At 54.1% G+C, this 13,976-nt stretch carries 13 protein-coding genes and 1 pseudogene; 7 read left to right on the top strand and 7 right to left on the bottom strand.

Annotation, left to right across the window (positions count from 1 at the left end):
* Window positions 1–43: 43 nt before the first annotated feature.
* The 5 genes from NDJ10_RS00755 to NDJ10_RS00735 all read left to right on the top strand — a co-directional run bounded on the left by NDJ10_RS00755 (window position 44) and on the right by NDJ10_RS00735 (window position 5,272).
* Window positions 44–1,711: a CTP synthase gene (locus NDJ10_RS00755; RefSeq protein WP_296159131.1), complete on the top strand. Its 1,668-nt coding sequence runs from the start codon at window positions 44–46 to the stop codon at window positions 1,709–1,711.
* A complete protein-coding gene (gene kdsA, locus NDJ10_RS00750; RefSeq protein ID WP_296159130.1) occupies window positions 1,711–2,568 on the top strand; it encodes a 3-deoxy-8-phosphooctulonate synthase in 858 nt (285 codons plus the stop codon). Before NDJ10_RS00755 ends, kdsA begins: the two co-directional genes overlap by 1 nt.
* Window positions 2,569–2,623: 55 nt before the next feature.
* Window positions 2,624–3,907: a phosphopyruvate hydratase gene (gene eno / locus NDJ10_RS00745; protein ID WP_296159129.1), complete on the top strand. Its 1,284-nt coding sequence runs from the start codon at window positions 2,624–2,626 to the stop codon at window positions 3,905–3,907.
* An 8-nt stretch (window positions 3,908–3,915) separates the two neighbouring features.
* Window positions 3,916–4,194 (top strand): septum formation initiator family protein, encoded by a 279-nt coding sequence (locus tag NDJ10_RS00740; protein ID WP_296159128.1) that lies wholly within the window; start codon window positions 3,916–3,918, stop codon window positions 4,192–4,194.
* 256 nt (window positions 4,195–4,450) lie between these two features.
* Window positions 4,451–5,272 (top strand): sulfite exporter TauE/SafE family protein, encoded by an 822-nt coding sequence (locus NDJ10_RS00735; protein WP_296159127.1) that lies wholly within the window; start codon window positions 4,451–4,453, stop codon window positions 5,270–5,272.
* Window positions 5,273–5,353: 81 nt separating this feature from the next.
* On the opposite strand, the gene rplI is transcribed toward NDJ10_RS00735, so the two are convergent.
* The 6 genes from rplI to ppsA all read right to left on the bottom strand — a co-directional run bounded on the left by rplI (window position 5,354) and on the right by ppsA (window position 11,672).
* Complete coding sequence (gene rplI / locus NDJ10_RS00730; protein WP_296159125.1) at window positions 5,354–5,806, bottom strand: 50S ribosomal protein L9; 453 nt, start codon at window positions 5,804–5,806, stop codon at window positions 5,354–5,356.
* An 11-nt stretch (window positions 5,807–5,817) separates the two neighbouring features.
* Window positions 5,818–6,102, bottom strand: a complete 285-nt coding sequence (rpsR, locus tag NDJ10_RS00725; RefSeq protein WP_011464487.1) for a 30S ribosomal protein S18 — start codon at window positions 6,100–6,102, stop codon at window positions 5,818–5,820.
* Between the two features lie 27 nt (window positions 6,103–6,129).
* On the bottom strand, window positions 6,130–6,444 hold the full coding sequence (gene priB, locus NDJ10_RS00720) for a primosomal replication protein N (protein WP_296159123.1): 315 nt from the start codon (window positions 6,442–6,444) through the stop codon (window positions 6,130–6,132).
* A 9-nt stretch (window positions 6,445–6,453) separates the two neighbouring features.
* Window positions 6,454–6,819 (bottom strand): 30S ribosomal protein S6, encoded by a 366-nt coding sequence (gene rpsF, locus NDJ10_RS00715; protein ID WP_296159122.1) that lies wholly within the window; start codon window positions 6,817–6,819, stop codon window positions 6,454–6,456.
* Window positions 6,820–6,928: 109 nt separating this feature from the next.
* Window positions 6,929–9,232: a VC_2705 family sodium/solute symporter gene (locus NDJ10_RS00710; RefSeq protein WP_296159121.1), complete on the bottom strand. Its 2,304-nt coding sequence runs from the start codon at window positions 9,230–9,232 to the stop codon at window positions 6,929–6,931.
* Between the two features lie 43 nt (window positions 9,233–9,275).
* Window positions 9,276–11,672: a phosphoenolpyruvate synthase gene (gene ppsA / locus NDJ10_RS00705; protein ID WP_296159120.1), complete on the bottom strand. Its 2,397-nt coding sequence runs from the start codon at window positions 11,670–11,672 to the stop codon at window positions 9,276–9,278.
* A gap of 179 nt (window positions 11,673–11,851) precedes the next feature.
* Between ppsA and NDJ10_RS00700 the strand changes: the two genes are divergently transcribed.
* Window positions 11,852–12,673 carry a pyruvate, water dikinase regulatory protein gene (locus tag NDJ10_RS00700; protein WP_296159119.1) on the top strand — a complete coding sequence of 274 codons (822 nt, stop codon included), beginning with the start codon at window positions 11,852–11,854 and terminating at the stop codon, window positions 12,671–12,673.
* 438 nt (window positions 12,674–13,111) lie between these two features.
* Window positions 13,112–13,387 (top strand): annotated as a pseudogene (locus NDJ10_RS00695) (energy transducer TonB); the annotation flags it as partial.
* Here the strand turns inward: NDJ10_RS00695 and NDJ10_RS00690 are convergent.
* Window positions 13,384–13,794, bottom strand: a complete 411-nt coding sequence (locus NDJ10_RS00690; RefSeq protein ID WP_296159117.1) for a heme-binding protein — start codon at window positions 13,792–13,794, stop codon at window positions 13,384–13,386. The pseudogene NDJ10_RS00695 and the gene NDJ10_RS00690 overlap by 4 nt on opposite strands.
* Window positions 13,795–13,976 lie beyond the last annotated feature (182 nt).

Raw genomic sequence — 13,976 nt, 5'->3', positions numbered from 1 at the left:
AATCTCTTTTTACCAGCTTCCAGAGTTCATAGCTCACTCTGACATGACCAAATTTGTCTTCGTCACCGGCGGTGTAGTGTCATCCCTTGGCAAGGGGATTGCCTCCGCTTCCCTGGCTGCGATTCTCGAATCGCGCGGCCTCAAAGTCACCCTCATCAAACTCGACCCTTATCTGAATGTGGACCCCGGTACCATGTCGCCATTCCAGCATGGCGAGGTGTTTGTAACGGACGATGGCGCCGAAACTGATCTTGATCTGGGGCACTATGAGCGTTTCATTGAAACGCGCATGAAGAAAGCCAACAATTTCACCACCGGTCAAATCTACAAAAGCGTGCTCGAAAAAGAGCGCCGGGGTGACTACCTGGGCAAAACGGTGCAGGTCATCCCCCACGTGACCAATGAAATTCAGGACTTTATCAAGCGTGGTGCCGGTTTTGGCACCCCTGAAGCGGTCGATGTGGCCATTGTCGAAATTGGCGGTACCGTGGGTGACATTGAGTCATTGCCCTTTCTGGAGGCGGTACGCCAGCTCAGTCTGCAACTCGGCCCCAACAACAGCGCTTTCGTACATTTGAGTTATGTACCCTGGATTGCCGCAGCCGGTGAACTCAAAACCAAACCGACACAACACACCGCCAAGCAATTGCGTGAAATCGGCATCCAGGCCGACGCCCTGCTATGCCGTGCTGACCGCCCCATTCCTGAAGAAGAACGGCAGAAAATTTCACTGTTCTCCAACGTGCCGTTGTGGGGTGTGATCTCCATGTGGGACGTGGACACCATCTACAAGGTGCCACGCATGTTGCATGAACAAGGTCTGGATGGTCTGATCTGTGACAAGCTGCGCCTGAATACGCCACCGGCCAATCTCAAACGCTGGGACGATCTTGTGTATGAAACCGCCCATCCGAAAGGCGATGTCAACATTGTCATGGTCGGCAAATATGTGGAGTTGAGCGACAGCTACAAATCGCTCAACGAAGCGCTGCGACATGCCGGCATGAAGAATCATGTGCGCATCAAGATCGACTATCTCGATTCGGAAACCATCACCCCAGGCAACTTGGCACAACTGGCCAAATTCGATGCGATTCTGGTGCCGGGCGGGTTTGGCATTCGCGGCGTTGAAGGCAAAATATGTGCGGCCCGCTTTGCCCGTGAAAACAAGGTGCCCTATCTGGGCATCTGTTTGGGTATGCAGGTTGCCACCATTGAGTTTGCGCGCCACGTGGCCGGCCTCAAAGAGGCCAACAGCACCGAATTCAACCCCGGTACCCCCGAGCCGGTCATTGCCCTGATCACCGAGTGGAAAGATGCGGACGGGAGCATCAAGACGCGCAACGAAGATTCCGACCTGGGTGGCACCATGCGCCTGGGGGCGCAAAGTTCTGACGTTGCCAAAGGCACGCTGGCCCACAAAATCTATGGTGATGTGGTGACCGAGCGCCATCGCCATCGCTACGAAGCCAATGTGAATTACCTCGACACCTTGCGCCAGGCCGGCCTGGTGATATCAGCCCTGACACAGCGCGAGCACCTGACCGAAATCGTGGAACTGCCGCAAGACATCCATCCCTGGTATATGGGGGTGCAATTTCACCCCGAGTTCAAGTCCACCCCGTGGGATGGTCATCCCCTTTTCAATGCCTTTATACGGGCGGCCCTGGAACATCAGGACAGTTCCAGCAAGCTGAAGGCGGTGGCCTGATGAAACTCTGTGGTTTTGACGTTGGCTTGCAACAGCCGTTTTTTCTGATTGCCGGACCCTGTGTCATCGAGTCCGAGCAATTACAGATGGACACTGCTGGCACCCTGAAGGAAATCACGACAAGTCTCGGCATTCCCTTTATTTTCAAAAGCAGCTTTGACAAGGCCAACCGCTCAAGTGGCAGCACGTTTCGCGGCCCTGGCATCGACAAGGGCCTTGAAATTCTGACCAAAGTCAAACGTGAACTCAAGCTGCCTGTGCTCACCGACATTCACTCGGAAGACCAGATTGCCCAGGTAGCGGCCGTGGTCGATGTGCTGCAAACCCCGGCTTTTTTGTGCCGCCAGACTGACTTTATCCGCGCTGTGGCGCAGTCCGGCAAGCCTGTCAACATCAAAAAAGGACAGTTTCTGGCGCCTGGTGACATGAAGAATGTGATCGACAAGGCCCGCGCGGCTGCGCGTGAAAAAGGACTGCCTGAAGACAATTTCATGGCCTGCGAACGCGGCGTCAGCTTTGGCTACAACAACCTGGTGAGCGACATGCGCTCGCTGGCGATCATGCGCGACACCGGTGCGCCCGTGGTGTTCGATGCCACCCACTCGGTGCAATTGCCCGGTGGCCAGGGCGCCAGCAGCGGCGGCCAGCGCGAGATGGTTCCCGTGCTGGCGCGCGCGGCCGTTGCTGTGGGTGTGGCGGGTCTGTTTATGGAGACGCACCCGGATCCATCCAAAGCGCTGAGCGACGGCCCCAACGCCGTGCCGCTCAAACACATGAAAGCCTTGCTTGAAACCCTGTTGGCACTGGACCAAGTGACCAAGCGGCACGGATTTCTTGAGAATCATTTTGCGGCCTGAGCACATTGCGCAAGCTGTTGTCCACTTGAACCTTGTTTTTTAAAGAAAGAAACCCATGAGTGCAATCGTAGATATCGTCGGTCGTGAAATTCTGGACTCCCGCGGCAATCCCACGGTCGAGTGCGATGTGTTGCTGGAGTCCGGTACCATGGGCCGCGCTGCGGTACCGTCTGGTGCCTCCACTGGCAGCCGCGAAGCCATCGAACTACGTGATGGCGACAAAACCCGCTACCTGGGTAAAGGCGTTCTCAAAGCTGTCGAGTACATCAACACCGAAATTTCGGAGGCCGTGCTCGGGCTGGATGCATCCGAACAAGCCTTTCTGGACAAAACCCTCATTGAGCTGGATGGCACAGAGAACAAAAGCCGGCTGGGCGCCAACGCCATGCTGGCCGTGTCCATGGCGGTAGCACGCGCTGCCGCCGAAGAATCCGGCTTGCCCCTTTACCGCTACTTCGGCGGCATGGGTGGCATGCAATTGCCTGTGCCCATGATGAACGTCATTAACGGTGGTGCCCACGCCAATAACAGCCTCGACCTGCAGGAATTCATGATCATTCCGCTGGGCGCGCCCAGTTTTCGCGAAGCCCTGCGCTACGGTGCTGAAGTGTTCCATGCCCTGAAGAAAATCATTGACGAAAAAGGCATGAGCACAGCCGTGGGTGACGAAGGTGGTTTTACTCCCAGCGTGGAAAACCATGAAGCCGCCATCCAGTTGATCTTGCAGGCGATCGACAAGGCGGGTTACACCGCAGGTGAGCAGATTGCCATTGGCCTGGATTGCGCCGCCAGCGAGTTTTACAAAGACGGCCAGTACCACCTCAAGGGCGAAGGTCTGGTGTTGAGCGCGCAAGCCTGGACCGACATGCTGGCCACCTGGGTTGACAAATACCCGATCATCAGTATCGAAGACGGCATGGCCGAGGGTGATTGGGACGGCTGGAAGATCTTGACCGATCGACTGGGCAAACAGGTGCAAATTGTGGGTGACGACCTGTTTGTCACCAACACTAAAATCTTCAAGGAAGGTATTGACAAAGGCATCGCCAATTCGATCCTGATCAAGATCAATCAGATTGGTACCCTGACCGAAACCTTTGCTGCCATCGAAATGGCCAAAAAGGCAGGTTACACGGCAGTCATCAGTCACCGCTCAGGTGAAACCGAAGACGCCACCATTGCCGACATCGCTGTGGGTACCAATGCACTGCAAATCAAAACGGGCTCACTCAGCCGTTCCGACCGTATGGCCAAATACAACCAGTTGCTGCGCATTGAAGAAGACCTGGGTGAGATTGCCAGCTACCCCGGCCGTTCCGCCTTTTACAACCTTCGCTAAAGCCTGCCATGGGCTCACGTTCGGTGATGCTCTCCCTGATTGCGCTGCTCGTGATACTGCACGGGCAGTTGTGGTGGGGGCGCGGCAGCATTCCCAACGTGACCCAATTGCAGACGCAACTCAAGGCGCAGGCCGAGCTTAACCAACAAGCGGCTCAGACCAACCAGCAACTCGCTGCAGAAGTCCGAGATTTGAAAGAAGGACTTGAAATGGTTGAGGAAAAGGCGCGCATGGAGCTCGGCATGATCAAGGTCAATGAAATATACGTACTGATTGCACGACCTTGATCGATCCATCATTTTCATGAGTTTCTTGCCACGACAAGCCCTGACAACACTACAATCAATTGGCCTGCCGTGTATGCCGGGTTTTATATTTCCTTGAACCAATGCTCTTAGAGCTCGGGCTTGGAATATTGTCTTGTCAGCGTGATCGTCTCGCGTCAGATGAACCCAAGACACAGACTGACCTCGCCCACCTGAACCCCGGTTCAGGATGCGGATCCGGTGACATGCGCAGGCACCCTACTCACTGCGTTCCCCCATGCTCCTTGAACCCCTTTTAATTGCTGAATTAGCGACACTCGGCTTGTGTACAGGTTTTCTGGCTGGGCTCCTGGGCATTGGTGGCGGCATGATCATGGTGCCATTCGTTAGCATCATCCTGACCAACCGTGGCGTAGCGCCTGAGCTGACCATCAAGATGGCCATTGCCACCTCAATGGCGACCATAGTCTTCACGTCCATCTCCAGTGTTCGCGCCCATCACAAACGGAGGGCGGTGCGCTGGGATCTGGTGCAGAAATTGGTACCCGGCATTGTTCTGGGCGGCATGCTGGCCAGCGTTGGGGTTTTTGCCCTCCTCAAAGGCTCCTTACTGGCCATCTTGTTTGCACTGTTCGTCGGATTTTCTGCGACACAGATGTTTCTGGATAAAAAACCACCGCCAAGTCGGGATGTTCCTGGGACGGCCGGCTTGCTCGGTGCCGGTTCAGTGATCGGTTTTTTCTCCGGACTGGTAGGTGCCGGCGGTGGCTTTATCAGCGTGCCGTTCATGACTTGGGTGAATGTATCGATCCACAACGCCGTTGCCACTTCTGCCGCGCTGGGGTTTCCCATCGCCCTGGCCAACACTGCAGGCTACATTGTGAGCGGATTGAAGCTCGCGCATTTACCGGCTTACTCGATGGGTTATATCTGGTTGCCGGGTTTGCTTGTGATTGCCTGTTGCAGTGTATTGACTGCGCCATTGGGGGCCAAGGCAGCCCACAAGCTTCCGGTGAAACGCCTCAAACGCATCTTTGCCAGCATTTTGTATCTTCTGGCTACCTACATGCTGTTCAAAGGCCTGACAGCAACTTCATAGCAGCCCGCATCCATTCCGGCAAATCAAGCAAAAAAAAACCGCCAGTGGTAACACTGGCGGTTTTTTTTGAATACACCGGTATCAGGCAGTTTCGCCGTAAACCGAAACGGTGATGTCAACCACCACGTCCGTGTGCAGCGCCACACTGACCGTGCTGTCACTGACCGTCTTGATCGGCCCATTAGGCATGCGAACTTGGGACTTGGCGACAGCAAAGCCTGACTTTGTCAGCTCTTCTGCAATATCAGCGTTAGTCACAGAACCAAACAGGCGGCCATCCACACCTGCCTTTTGGGTCAGCTTGCAGGTAAAACCGGCCAGCTTTTCACCGATAGCCTGACACTCGGTCAATTTGGCTGCAGCGGCTTTTTCGAGTTCGGCACGGCGTGCTTCAAACTCTTGCTTGGCAGACTCGGTGGCGCGACGGGCGCGACCAGAAGGGATCAGGAAGTTGCGGGCATATCCGTCTTTAACACGGACAATTTCACCCAGGTTACCAAGGTTCACCACCTTGTCGAGCAGAATGATTTGCATGGTTGTGGTCCTTAGATCTTGTGCTGGTCGCTGTAAGGCAACATCGCCAAAAAGCGGGCGCGCTTGATAGCCGTGTTGAGTTGGCGCTGGAAAATAGCGCGTGTACCCGTCAAACGGGCGGGGATGATCTTGCCATTTTCAGCAATGAAATCACGCAGGGTATCGATGTCCTTGTAATCAATCTCTTCCACACCAGTCACCGTGAAACGGCAAAAGCGCTTGCGTTTGAAAAGCAGATTTTGTGCGGGGCGCTTGGGGCGCTTGTCTTTGTTATTGAAACGTTTTGGTCCGGCCATGATGGACTCCTTAATTTTTAAAAAACTTTAACTTTGAGTAAATTCTTGAACATGAAACACCAGTTGCTTTGTGCCACGCGGGGAAGCCAAAAAACCCTTGAAGAGCCAACTGCTTCCAATTTCCTGTTGAGCCAAACGTTCGGCCACAGAACCAAATGACACAGACTTCAGCAATGCTTTGACTTGTCTTGTCTGACTGGCTTCAACTGCTTCAGAGGCATGCTCCAACAGACAATTTAAAGCCGGCACACCAGAGGGCGTATAACGCATGGTGCTGGATTCGACAATTTTCGCCGTCAAAACAAATTGATTAACGACAGCGTTCTCAGCAGGTGTTGTCACTCAGGAAATTCAAGCCTGGTATTCGGCTTGTTGCGTTTTGCGGGCATCTTCCCGCTCAACGGTCTTCATCATGGAAGACGGGCCGGTTTCAGCCTTTTTCTTCAGAACGGTCAAATGACGCAACACGGCATCATTGAACTTGAAGGCATGCTCAAGTTCAGCCATGACCGCCTGGTCGGCTTCAATATTGACGCACAGGTAATGAGCTTTAGCCAATTTGTTGATCAGATAGACCAACTGGCGACGGCCCCAGTCCTCGACACGGTGCACTTTGCCACCGCCGGCAACAATCATGCCCTTGTAACGTTCCAGCATGGCTGGAACTTGCTCGCTCTGATCCGGATGAATCATGAGGATAATTTCATAATGACGCATTGAAACTCCTTCTGGATAAACCTCTTTGGAGGCAAAAAACCGCCCTCAGCGTCTAATTGAGGTGCGGTAAGGTAACATGAAATTATAGCTGATTATCGTCAGCCCTGGTTTATCTGGCAGCGGAGCCACGTGTCAGCCAGCTCAGGACAATTGTCACCAGCAATCCCGCACCAACACCGAAGACGCCGGCGGAGACAGGATCTATCTCAAACCAGAGGCCGGAGCCCTCTAAAGACAGCAACGTTCTGACCGGGATCATATTGATCAGCATGTAATAAAGCGTTAACAACAAACCTGCCAACATACCGGCCACAGCTGCAAAACGCGTCACCCCAGTCCAGAAAATACCCAGAATCATGACGGGAACAAAGGCTGAACCAGCCAGTGAAAAAGAGGCTGAAACCAGAAACAAGATATCCGCCGGGCGTTGAGCCGCAACATACGCAGCGATCAAGGCCACCAGCAAGAGCGCAAATTTTGACAGCATCACACGCCGGACTGTTCCGGCACGGTCAGTATTTTTCCAATAAAAGAGATCATGGGCCAACGCATTACCAATAGTCAGCAGCAGGCCATCCGCTGTGGACAAAGCTGCTGCCAAACCACCCGCAGCCACCAAACCCGACACCACATAAGGCAGACCGCCCAATTCAGGAGTAGCCAACATGACGATATCAGGCCCCAGTTTGAGCTCTGCAAACTGGAGGATGCGATCACCATTGATGTCACTTACTGAAATCAGGGCGGGATCAAGCTTGATCCATTGCGCAATCCAGACCGGCAAATCATCAAAGCGCATGCCCACCAGCTGGCTCATGACTTCATATTTCACCAAGACGGCCAAGGCCGGCGCAGAGAGGTACAACAGTGCAATAAAAAACAGTGACCAGGTGACTGAATTCCTGGCTTCAGCCACCGTGCGCGTGGTGTAAAACCGCGTCAACAAATGCGGTAAACCGGCAGTCCCAATCATGAGACAAAACATGAGGGCTAAAAAATTGCGGCGTGACACATCAAACATCTGTTGCTCATCAGGTGTGCCACCTGGGTCACCAGCGAAAGGCCGGGTATGTGCAGGCATACCAGCCAAAGGCTGGGCACGCGCCATATTTTCCTGTCTGGCCCGGGTCCAGCGCTCACGGGCAGCAGCTTCATCACGCGGCAGAGCGGCTAAAAGACGTCTGGCCGCCACAATCTCCGACTCTTCAGCGCGTGCCAGCAACAAACTTTGAACGCGCTCTTTTTGAACTCTTTTTTCCTGTTCCAGAGAGCCGGGCAATTGTGCAAGTTTGCGCTCATAGTCGCGTGCGCGCCGCAAATATTCCTCGATGACCTGCTGCTCCTGCGGTGCATTCTTCAAATGCATTTCAAGTTCTGTAATTTTTGGCAGTTGCTGGCCATATACAACTGCAGCCACCGGATTACCCAACTGTTTGTAGGCAAGCCAGGAAACCGGGATCAAAAATGCCAGAATCAACACCACGTACTGCGTGACCTGCGTCCATGTGACCGCACGCATGCCACCCAAAAATGAACAAACCAATACCCCCCCCAAACCCAACAGGATGCCAATCTCAAACTGGACACCAGTCAGGCGGGAGGTAATTAGGCCGACGCCATAAATTTGAGCTACAACATAAATAAAGGAACACAAGACCGCAGACCAAGCTGCAATGATGCGGGGCCAGCGACCACCAAAACGATGATCAAAATACTCTGGCAGGGTGTAGAGATTCAATTGCCTCAGGTAAGGCGCAACAAATAGCGCCAACAAACAAAATCCACCGGTCCAGCCCAGCACATAAACCAGTCCCCCAGCATGGGTACCTGATCCAGAGAAGCCCTGAAGATAGAGCCCACCCGCCATGCTGATGAAAGAGGCAGCACTCATCCAGTCAGCAGCCACTGCCATGCCGTTATATATGGCCGGGATACGCCGCCCCGCCACGTAATATTCCGCAGCGTTGGAAGTACGACCGTAAATGCCAATCAACGCATACAGGAATACCGTAGCGAAGAGAAATATGGCCCCCACCCAGATTTTCCGTAACCCACCCTGCTCAGCCAGGGTCAGGGCCAGGATGAACATGATGAGCAGCACCACAAACATGCCAAAACGGCGGTGTATACGGTAGTTATAGGCCTTGATTGCCGAAGGTACCTCAGGAACAGGCCCTTCCTGGCGATTGGCTACCCAGGCAAAAACAGCAACAATGCCAATAAAAACGAGCACACTCCCCTGCGCTGCAAACCAGTAGGAAACTGGCCAGCCAGCCACAATGAGCGTCAAATCGTGGGCAAAAAAAACAATGCCAAAAGATGCAGCAAACCAGACCAACAACAGCCAGCCATGCAAACGCGTCAGCGTTGCAACAGGCTGGCTCTGAGTCGAAGAATGCTTGGCGTCAGCCATCAGATGATGCAGTCATCCTCAGGTACTTGACACCAGGAGCGGCTTACTTGTCTTGCACAAGATTTTGCCAAGTTGCCACCACCGTATCCGGATTCAAGGAAATCGACGAGATACCCTGTGCCATCAACCAGCTGGCAAAGTCAGCATGATCGCTGGGCCCCTGCCCACAAATGCCAATGTATTTGCCTTCTGCCAGACAGGCCTTGATCACCTGACTGATCAAACTCGTGACAGCTGGGTCGCGCTCGTCGAAATCCTTTGCCAGCAACTCCAGACCGGAGTCACGGTCCAGCCCCAGTGTCAACTGCGTCAAGTCATTGGAGCCAATCGAAAAGCCGTCGAAATACTTCAAGAACTCCTTGGCCAGAATCGCATTGCTGGGAATCTCGCACATCATGATCAATTGGAGACCATCCACGCCGCGCTCTAGACCTTTTTGAGCCAACAACTCTGTCACCTTCTGAGCCTGGCCCAGCGTGCGCACAAATGGCACCATGACCTGCACATTAGTCAAACCCATCTCGTTGCGCACGCGCTTCAGTGCTTCGCACTCCATGGCAAACGCCTCGCCAAACTCAGCGCTGATGTAGCGTGCCGCACCACGGAAACCCAGCATCGGATTTTCTTCTTCAGGCTCATAACGGCTGCCACCAATAAGCTTGCGATACTCATTGCTCTTGAAGTCTGACAGGCGAACAATCACAGGCTTGGGCCAGAAAGCAGCAGCAATCGTGGCCACACCTTCTGCCACTCGATCGACATAAAAAGCCCGCGGTGAAGCATGCCCCCTGGCAACTGATTCCACCGCCTTTTTCAGGTCCAAATCAATATTGGGGTAATCCAGAATCGCCTTGGGATGCACGCCAATATTGTTGTTGATGATGAACTCCAGGCGTGCCAGGCCGACGCCGGCATTGGGCAGCTGGCAGAAATCAAAGGCGAGCTGAGGGTTGCCCACGTTCATCATGATCTTGACATCGATCTCGGGCATCTGCCCCCGTTGCACCTCGGTCACTTCGGTTTCCAGCAAGCCATCGTAAATGAAACCGGTATCACCCTCTGCGCAGCTCACTGTGACTAACATGCCGTCCTTGAGCACCTGGTCAGCATGACCACAGCCCACCACTGCAGGAATACCAAGCTCACGGGCAATAATGGCCGCGTGGCAGGTCCGTCCGCCACGGTTGGTGACAATGGCAGAGGCACGCTTCATCACCGGCTCCCAGTTGGGATCGGTCATGTCGGTCACCAAAATATCGCCTGGCTGCACACGGTCCATCTCGCTGAGGTTGTGTACCACCCGCACTGGGCCGGTGCCAATTTTTTGGCCAATGGCACGTCCCTCGACCAGTACAGTGCCCTTGCCTTTCAGCTTGTAGCGATGTTCGACCTTGCCAGCCGCCTGGCTCTTGACCGTTTCAGGACGCGCCTGCAGGATATACAACTCGCCGTCAATGCCGTCCTTGCCCCATTCAATATCCATCGGGCGCCCGTAATGGGCTTCAATCACCACGGCATAGGTCGCCAGCTTTTGCACATCGGCATCGGTCAAGGAATACCGGTTGCGCAACTCGGTGGGCACATCAGTCGTTTTGACCAGATGGCCGGTTGCAGCTTTTTCTTCAGGTGTGGAAAATTGCATCTGGATCAATTTGGAGCCCAGATTACGCCGGATCAACGCCAGTTTGCCGGCCTTGAGCATGGGCTTGTGGACATAGAACTCGTCCGGATTCACGGCACCCTGCACCACCGTTTCACCCAGGCCATAACTCGAAGTGATGAACACCACCTGGTCAAAGCCGGACTCGGTATCCAGGGTGAACATGACACCGGCAGCGCCCAGATCGGAACGCACCATGCGTTGAATGCCCGCACTCAACGCCACATGCTCGTGGGCAAAGCCCTTGTGCACGCGGTAGCTGATGGCGCGGTCGTTATAGAGCGAGGCAAAGACTTCCTTGATCTTATGCAGGATTTCTTCAATGCCTGTCACATTCAGGAAGGTCTCCTGCTGACCGGCAAAAGACGCATCGGGCAGATCTTCTGCCGTAGCCGACGAACGCACGGCAAAAGAGGCCTTGGCGTTGTCTCCATTCAGGGTGATGAAAGCCTTGCGGATTTCCTGTTCGAGATCGGCCGGAAATGGCTGCGACTCGATCATCGCGCGAATTTCGGCACCGGCAATGGCCAGTGCATTCACATCCTCGGTATCAAGCGTGCTCAAGCGCGCGTTGATTTTGGCCGTCAAGCCATCAAAAGCCAAAAACTCGCGGAACGCATGTGCGGTGGTGGCAAAACCCGTGGGCACTTTGACTCCGGTGGGCAAATTGGAGATCATTTCCCCCAAACTGGCATTTTTGCCGCCGACCGAATCAACGTCGGTCATTCTTAAATCTTCAAATGGAACGACCAGGGCGGTCGCTGCAAATCGTGCTGTCATGAAAAACTCCAGAAGTTAAAAAACCGGGCTTGATGAGGTGCAATCAAACTGCATCTCATGCTGAGGCAAACACATCTGTTTGTTGCTTGACTTGTTGATGTGTTTAACGCTCTGAATTTGGTCGGATAATTATTGTAGGCTTTGACTCGCTCAAAAATTGATCCTCAACCACGTCCATCATGCCCAATCGCACCGTTTTTTTTGTCTCGGATGGCACCGGCATTACCGCCGAAACCTTTGGCCATGCCATCCTGAACCAGTTTGAAGTTGACTTTCGTCGGATCCGACTGCCCTTTACCGATACGGTAGACAAGGCGCATCAGGCCGTGCGGCAAATCAACCAGGCAGGTGCACTTGAGGGCAAAAAACCACTGGTTTTCACCACCTTGGCCAACGAAGACGTCATGGCGGTCATCAACGAGGGGTGCCAGGGCATGCTGATGGACATGTTTGGCACCTTCGTGCACCCGCTTGAACAGGAGCTGGGCATCAAGTCCAACCATCGCATTGGCCGTTTCAGCGATGCCAGCAAAAGCAAAAAATACCAGTCACGCATTGATGCCATCAACTTTTCGCTGGACCATGATGATGGCCAGTCGCATCGCGACCTGGCCAGCTCTGACGTGATTCTGGTCGGAGTCAGCCGCAGCGGGAAGACGCCCACATCGCTCTACCTCGCCATGCAATACGGGCTCAAAGCCTCGAATTACCCGCTCATTCCGGAAGATTTTGAACGCCAGGATTTGCCGCCCGCGCTCAAGCCCCACCACAAAAAACTATTTGGTCTGACCATCCAACCTGAACGTTTGTGTGAAATTCGCAACGAACGCCGACCGCATTCCAAATACGCGTCTCTGGACAACTGTCGCCATGAAGTCAAGGAAGCCGAAGCCATGATGCGGCGTTCCGGAATCAAGTGGTTGTCCACCACGACCAAATCGATCGAAGAAATTGCAACCACCATTCTGCAAGAGCTGCGCATCGAGAACATGGCCTATTAAAAATTGGAGAATACAGTTTTGTGGCGCATTGTCTGTCTGGTCTTGAGCGTACTCGGTGGCCATCTGGCGCTGCTTGGATGGCTCCAGACAGTACCTGATCTCCATGCATCGAACGCCCCACCCTTACGCTTCAATCTAGCATCCAATGCCTTGCCCGCCCGGCCGCCAGTCACATCCAGCCTGCTACCAGCCAGCCCTCAAAAGCAGAATTCAAGCAAGATGCAGGCATCGACCCGGATAGCAGCGCCAATACGATCCAAGTCCGCAATGACTGGAGCAACTGAAGTAACGTCGTCAACCCCAAGCCCTTTGACAACGCCAGGTATGGAACTCAGTGCCGAAACCAGCGCCCCAGGCGCTCTGCCCGTCACGCATGCGGGAAGCGCGATACCTGACATGGCCACACCCACTTCTGCGGCAACATCAGCGGCAACGGTCTTGCCATCCAGCCATGCAGATTATTTAAACAACCCGGCACCGAGCTATCCGGCCATCAGCCACAGGTTGGGCGAACAGGGCAAGGTAGTGATCCGGGTGCTCATCAGCAAGGATGGCATCGCGCAACAAGGCGACATTCAGCAATCCAGCGGTTACGCTCGGCTGGACCAGGCGGCCCTGCGTGCCGTCATGGGCTGGCGCTATGTGCCAGGCCGGCGAGACGGCATGGCACAGGACATGTGGTTCAACGTGCCGATCAACTTTACGCTGAATTAATCCAGTCCCAGTGCGGCAATGCCGGCGCGGGCAATTTGGGCGTCTTCGATGGACTTGACGCCACTGACCCCGACAGCACCAAGGCAAACACCATCTTTCATGATTGGCACGCCGCCTTCGAGCATGCCTGAAATGGCTGGCACGCTCAGAAAAGAACTTCTGCCGCCATTGATCATATCTTCGTAGCCTTTGCTTTCGCGGCGACCCAGCGCAGCCGTATGCGCCTTGGCTGGAGCAATGTGCGCGGACAAGGCTGCTGAGCCATCCAGACGTTGCAGCCACAACAAATGGCCACCGTCATCGACTATGGCAATGGTCACTGCCCAATGGTTATCGAGTGCTTCGGCTTCGGCTGCAGCGGCAATACGTTTGACATCTGAAAGTTCAAGCGCAGGTTTGGTCTTCATGGCGTTTTACCTATATAAAAGTTCAGCAAGCATAACGCGGCTTGACCACTGATTTGCCTGTGTTACAGGTTAAAGTATCCTCACGAAAAGTAGGCATCCCGTTCGATACAGGTTTCTTGAAAAGAAGCTTGCCCCCTAAAATCCGCCACTATTGTTTTAACAGTAACCAAGTAAGGAACTTG

It is taken from the genome of Rhodoferax sp. (genome assembly GCF_023700745.1).
In the GTDB taxonomy this organism is placed as follows: Bacteria; Pseudomonadota; Gammaproteobacteria; order Burkholderiales; family Burkholderiaceae_C; genus Rhodoferax.
Note: the sequence above shows the minus strand (reverse complement) of the source record. Positions and strands in the feature narration are given on the sequence as shown.

Excerpts from the sequence above, each read along its gene's own strand:
- NDJ10_RS00755 (WP_296159131.1), top strand. The coding sequence starts at position 44 with ATGACCAAATTTGTCTTCGTCACCGGCGGTGTAGTGTCATCCCTTGGC.
- kdsA (WP_296159130.1), top strand. The coding sequence starts at position 1,711 with ATGAAACTCTGTGGTTTTGACGTTGGCTTGCAACAGCCGTTTTTTCTG.
- eno (WP_296159129.1), top strand. The coding sequence starts at position 2,624 with ATGAGTGCAATCGTAGATATCGTCGGTCGTGAAATTCTGGACTCCCGC.
- NDJ10_RS00740 (WP_296159128.1), top strand. The coding sequence starts at position 3,916 with ATGGGCTCACGTTCGGTGATGCTCTCCCTGATTGCGCTGCTCGTGATA.
- NDJ10_RS00735 (WP_296159127.1), top strand. The coding sequence starts at position 4,451 with ATGCTCCTTGAACCCCTTTTAATTGCTGAATTAGCGACACTCGGCTTG.
- rplI (WP_296159125.1), bottom strand. The coding sequence starts at position 5,806 with ATGCAAATCATTCTGCTCGACAAGGTGGTGAACCTTGGTAACCTGGGT.
- rpsR (WP_011464487.1), bottom strand. The coding sequence starts at position 6,102 with ATGGCCGGACCAAAACGTTTCAATAACAAAGACAAGCGCCCCAAGCGC.
- rpsF (WP_296159122.1), bottom strand. The coding sequence starts at position 6,819 with ATGCGTCATTATGAAATTATCCTCATGATTCATCCGGATCAGAGCGAG.
- NDJ10_RS00710 (WP_296159121.1), bottom strand. The coding sequence starts at position 9,232 with ATGGCTGACGCCAAGCATTCTTCGACTCAGAGCCAGCCTGTTGCAACG.
- ppsA (WP_296159120.1), bottom strand. The coding sequence starts at position 11,672 with ATGACAGCACGATTTGCAGCGACCGCCCTGGTCGTTCCATTTGAAGAT.
- NDJ10_RS00700 (WP_296159119.1), top strand. The coding sequence starts at position 11,852 with ATGCCCAATCGCACCGTTTTTTTTGTCTCGGATGGCACCGGCATTACC.
- NDJ10_RS00690 (WP_296159117.1), bottom strand. The coding sequence starts at position 13,794 with ATGAAGACCAAACCTGCGCTTGAACTTTCAGATGTCAAACGTATTGCC.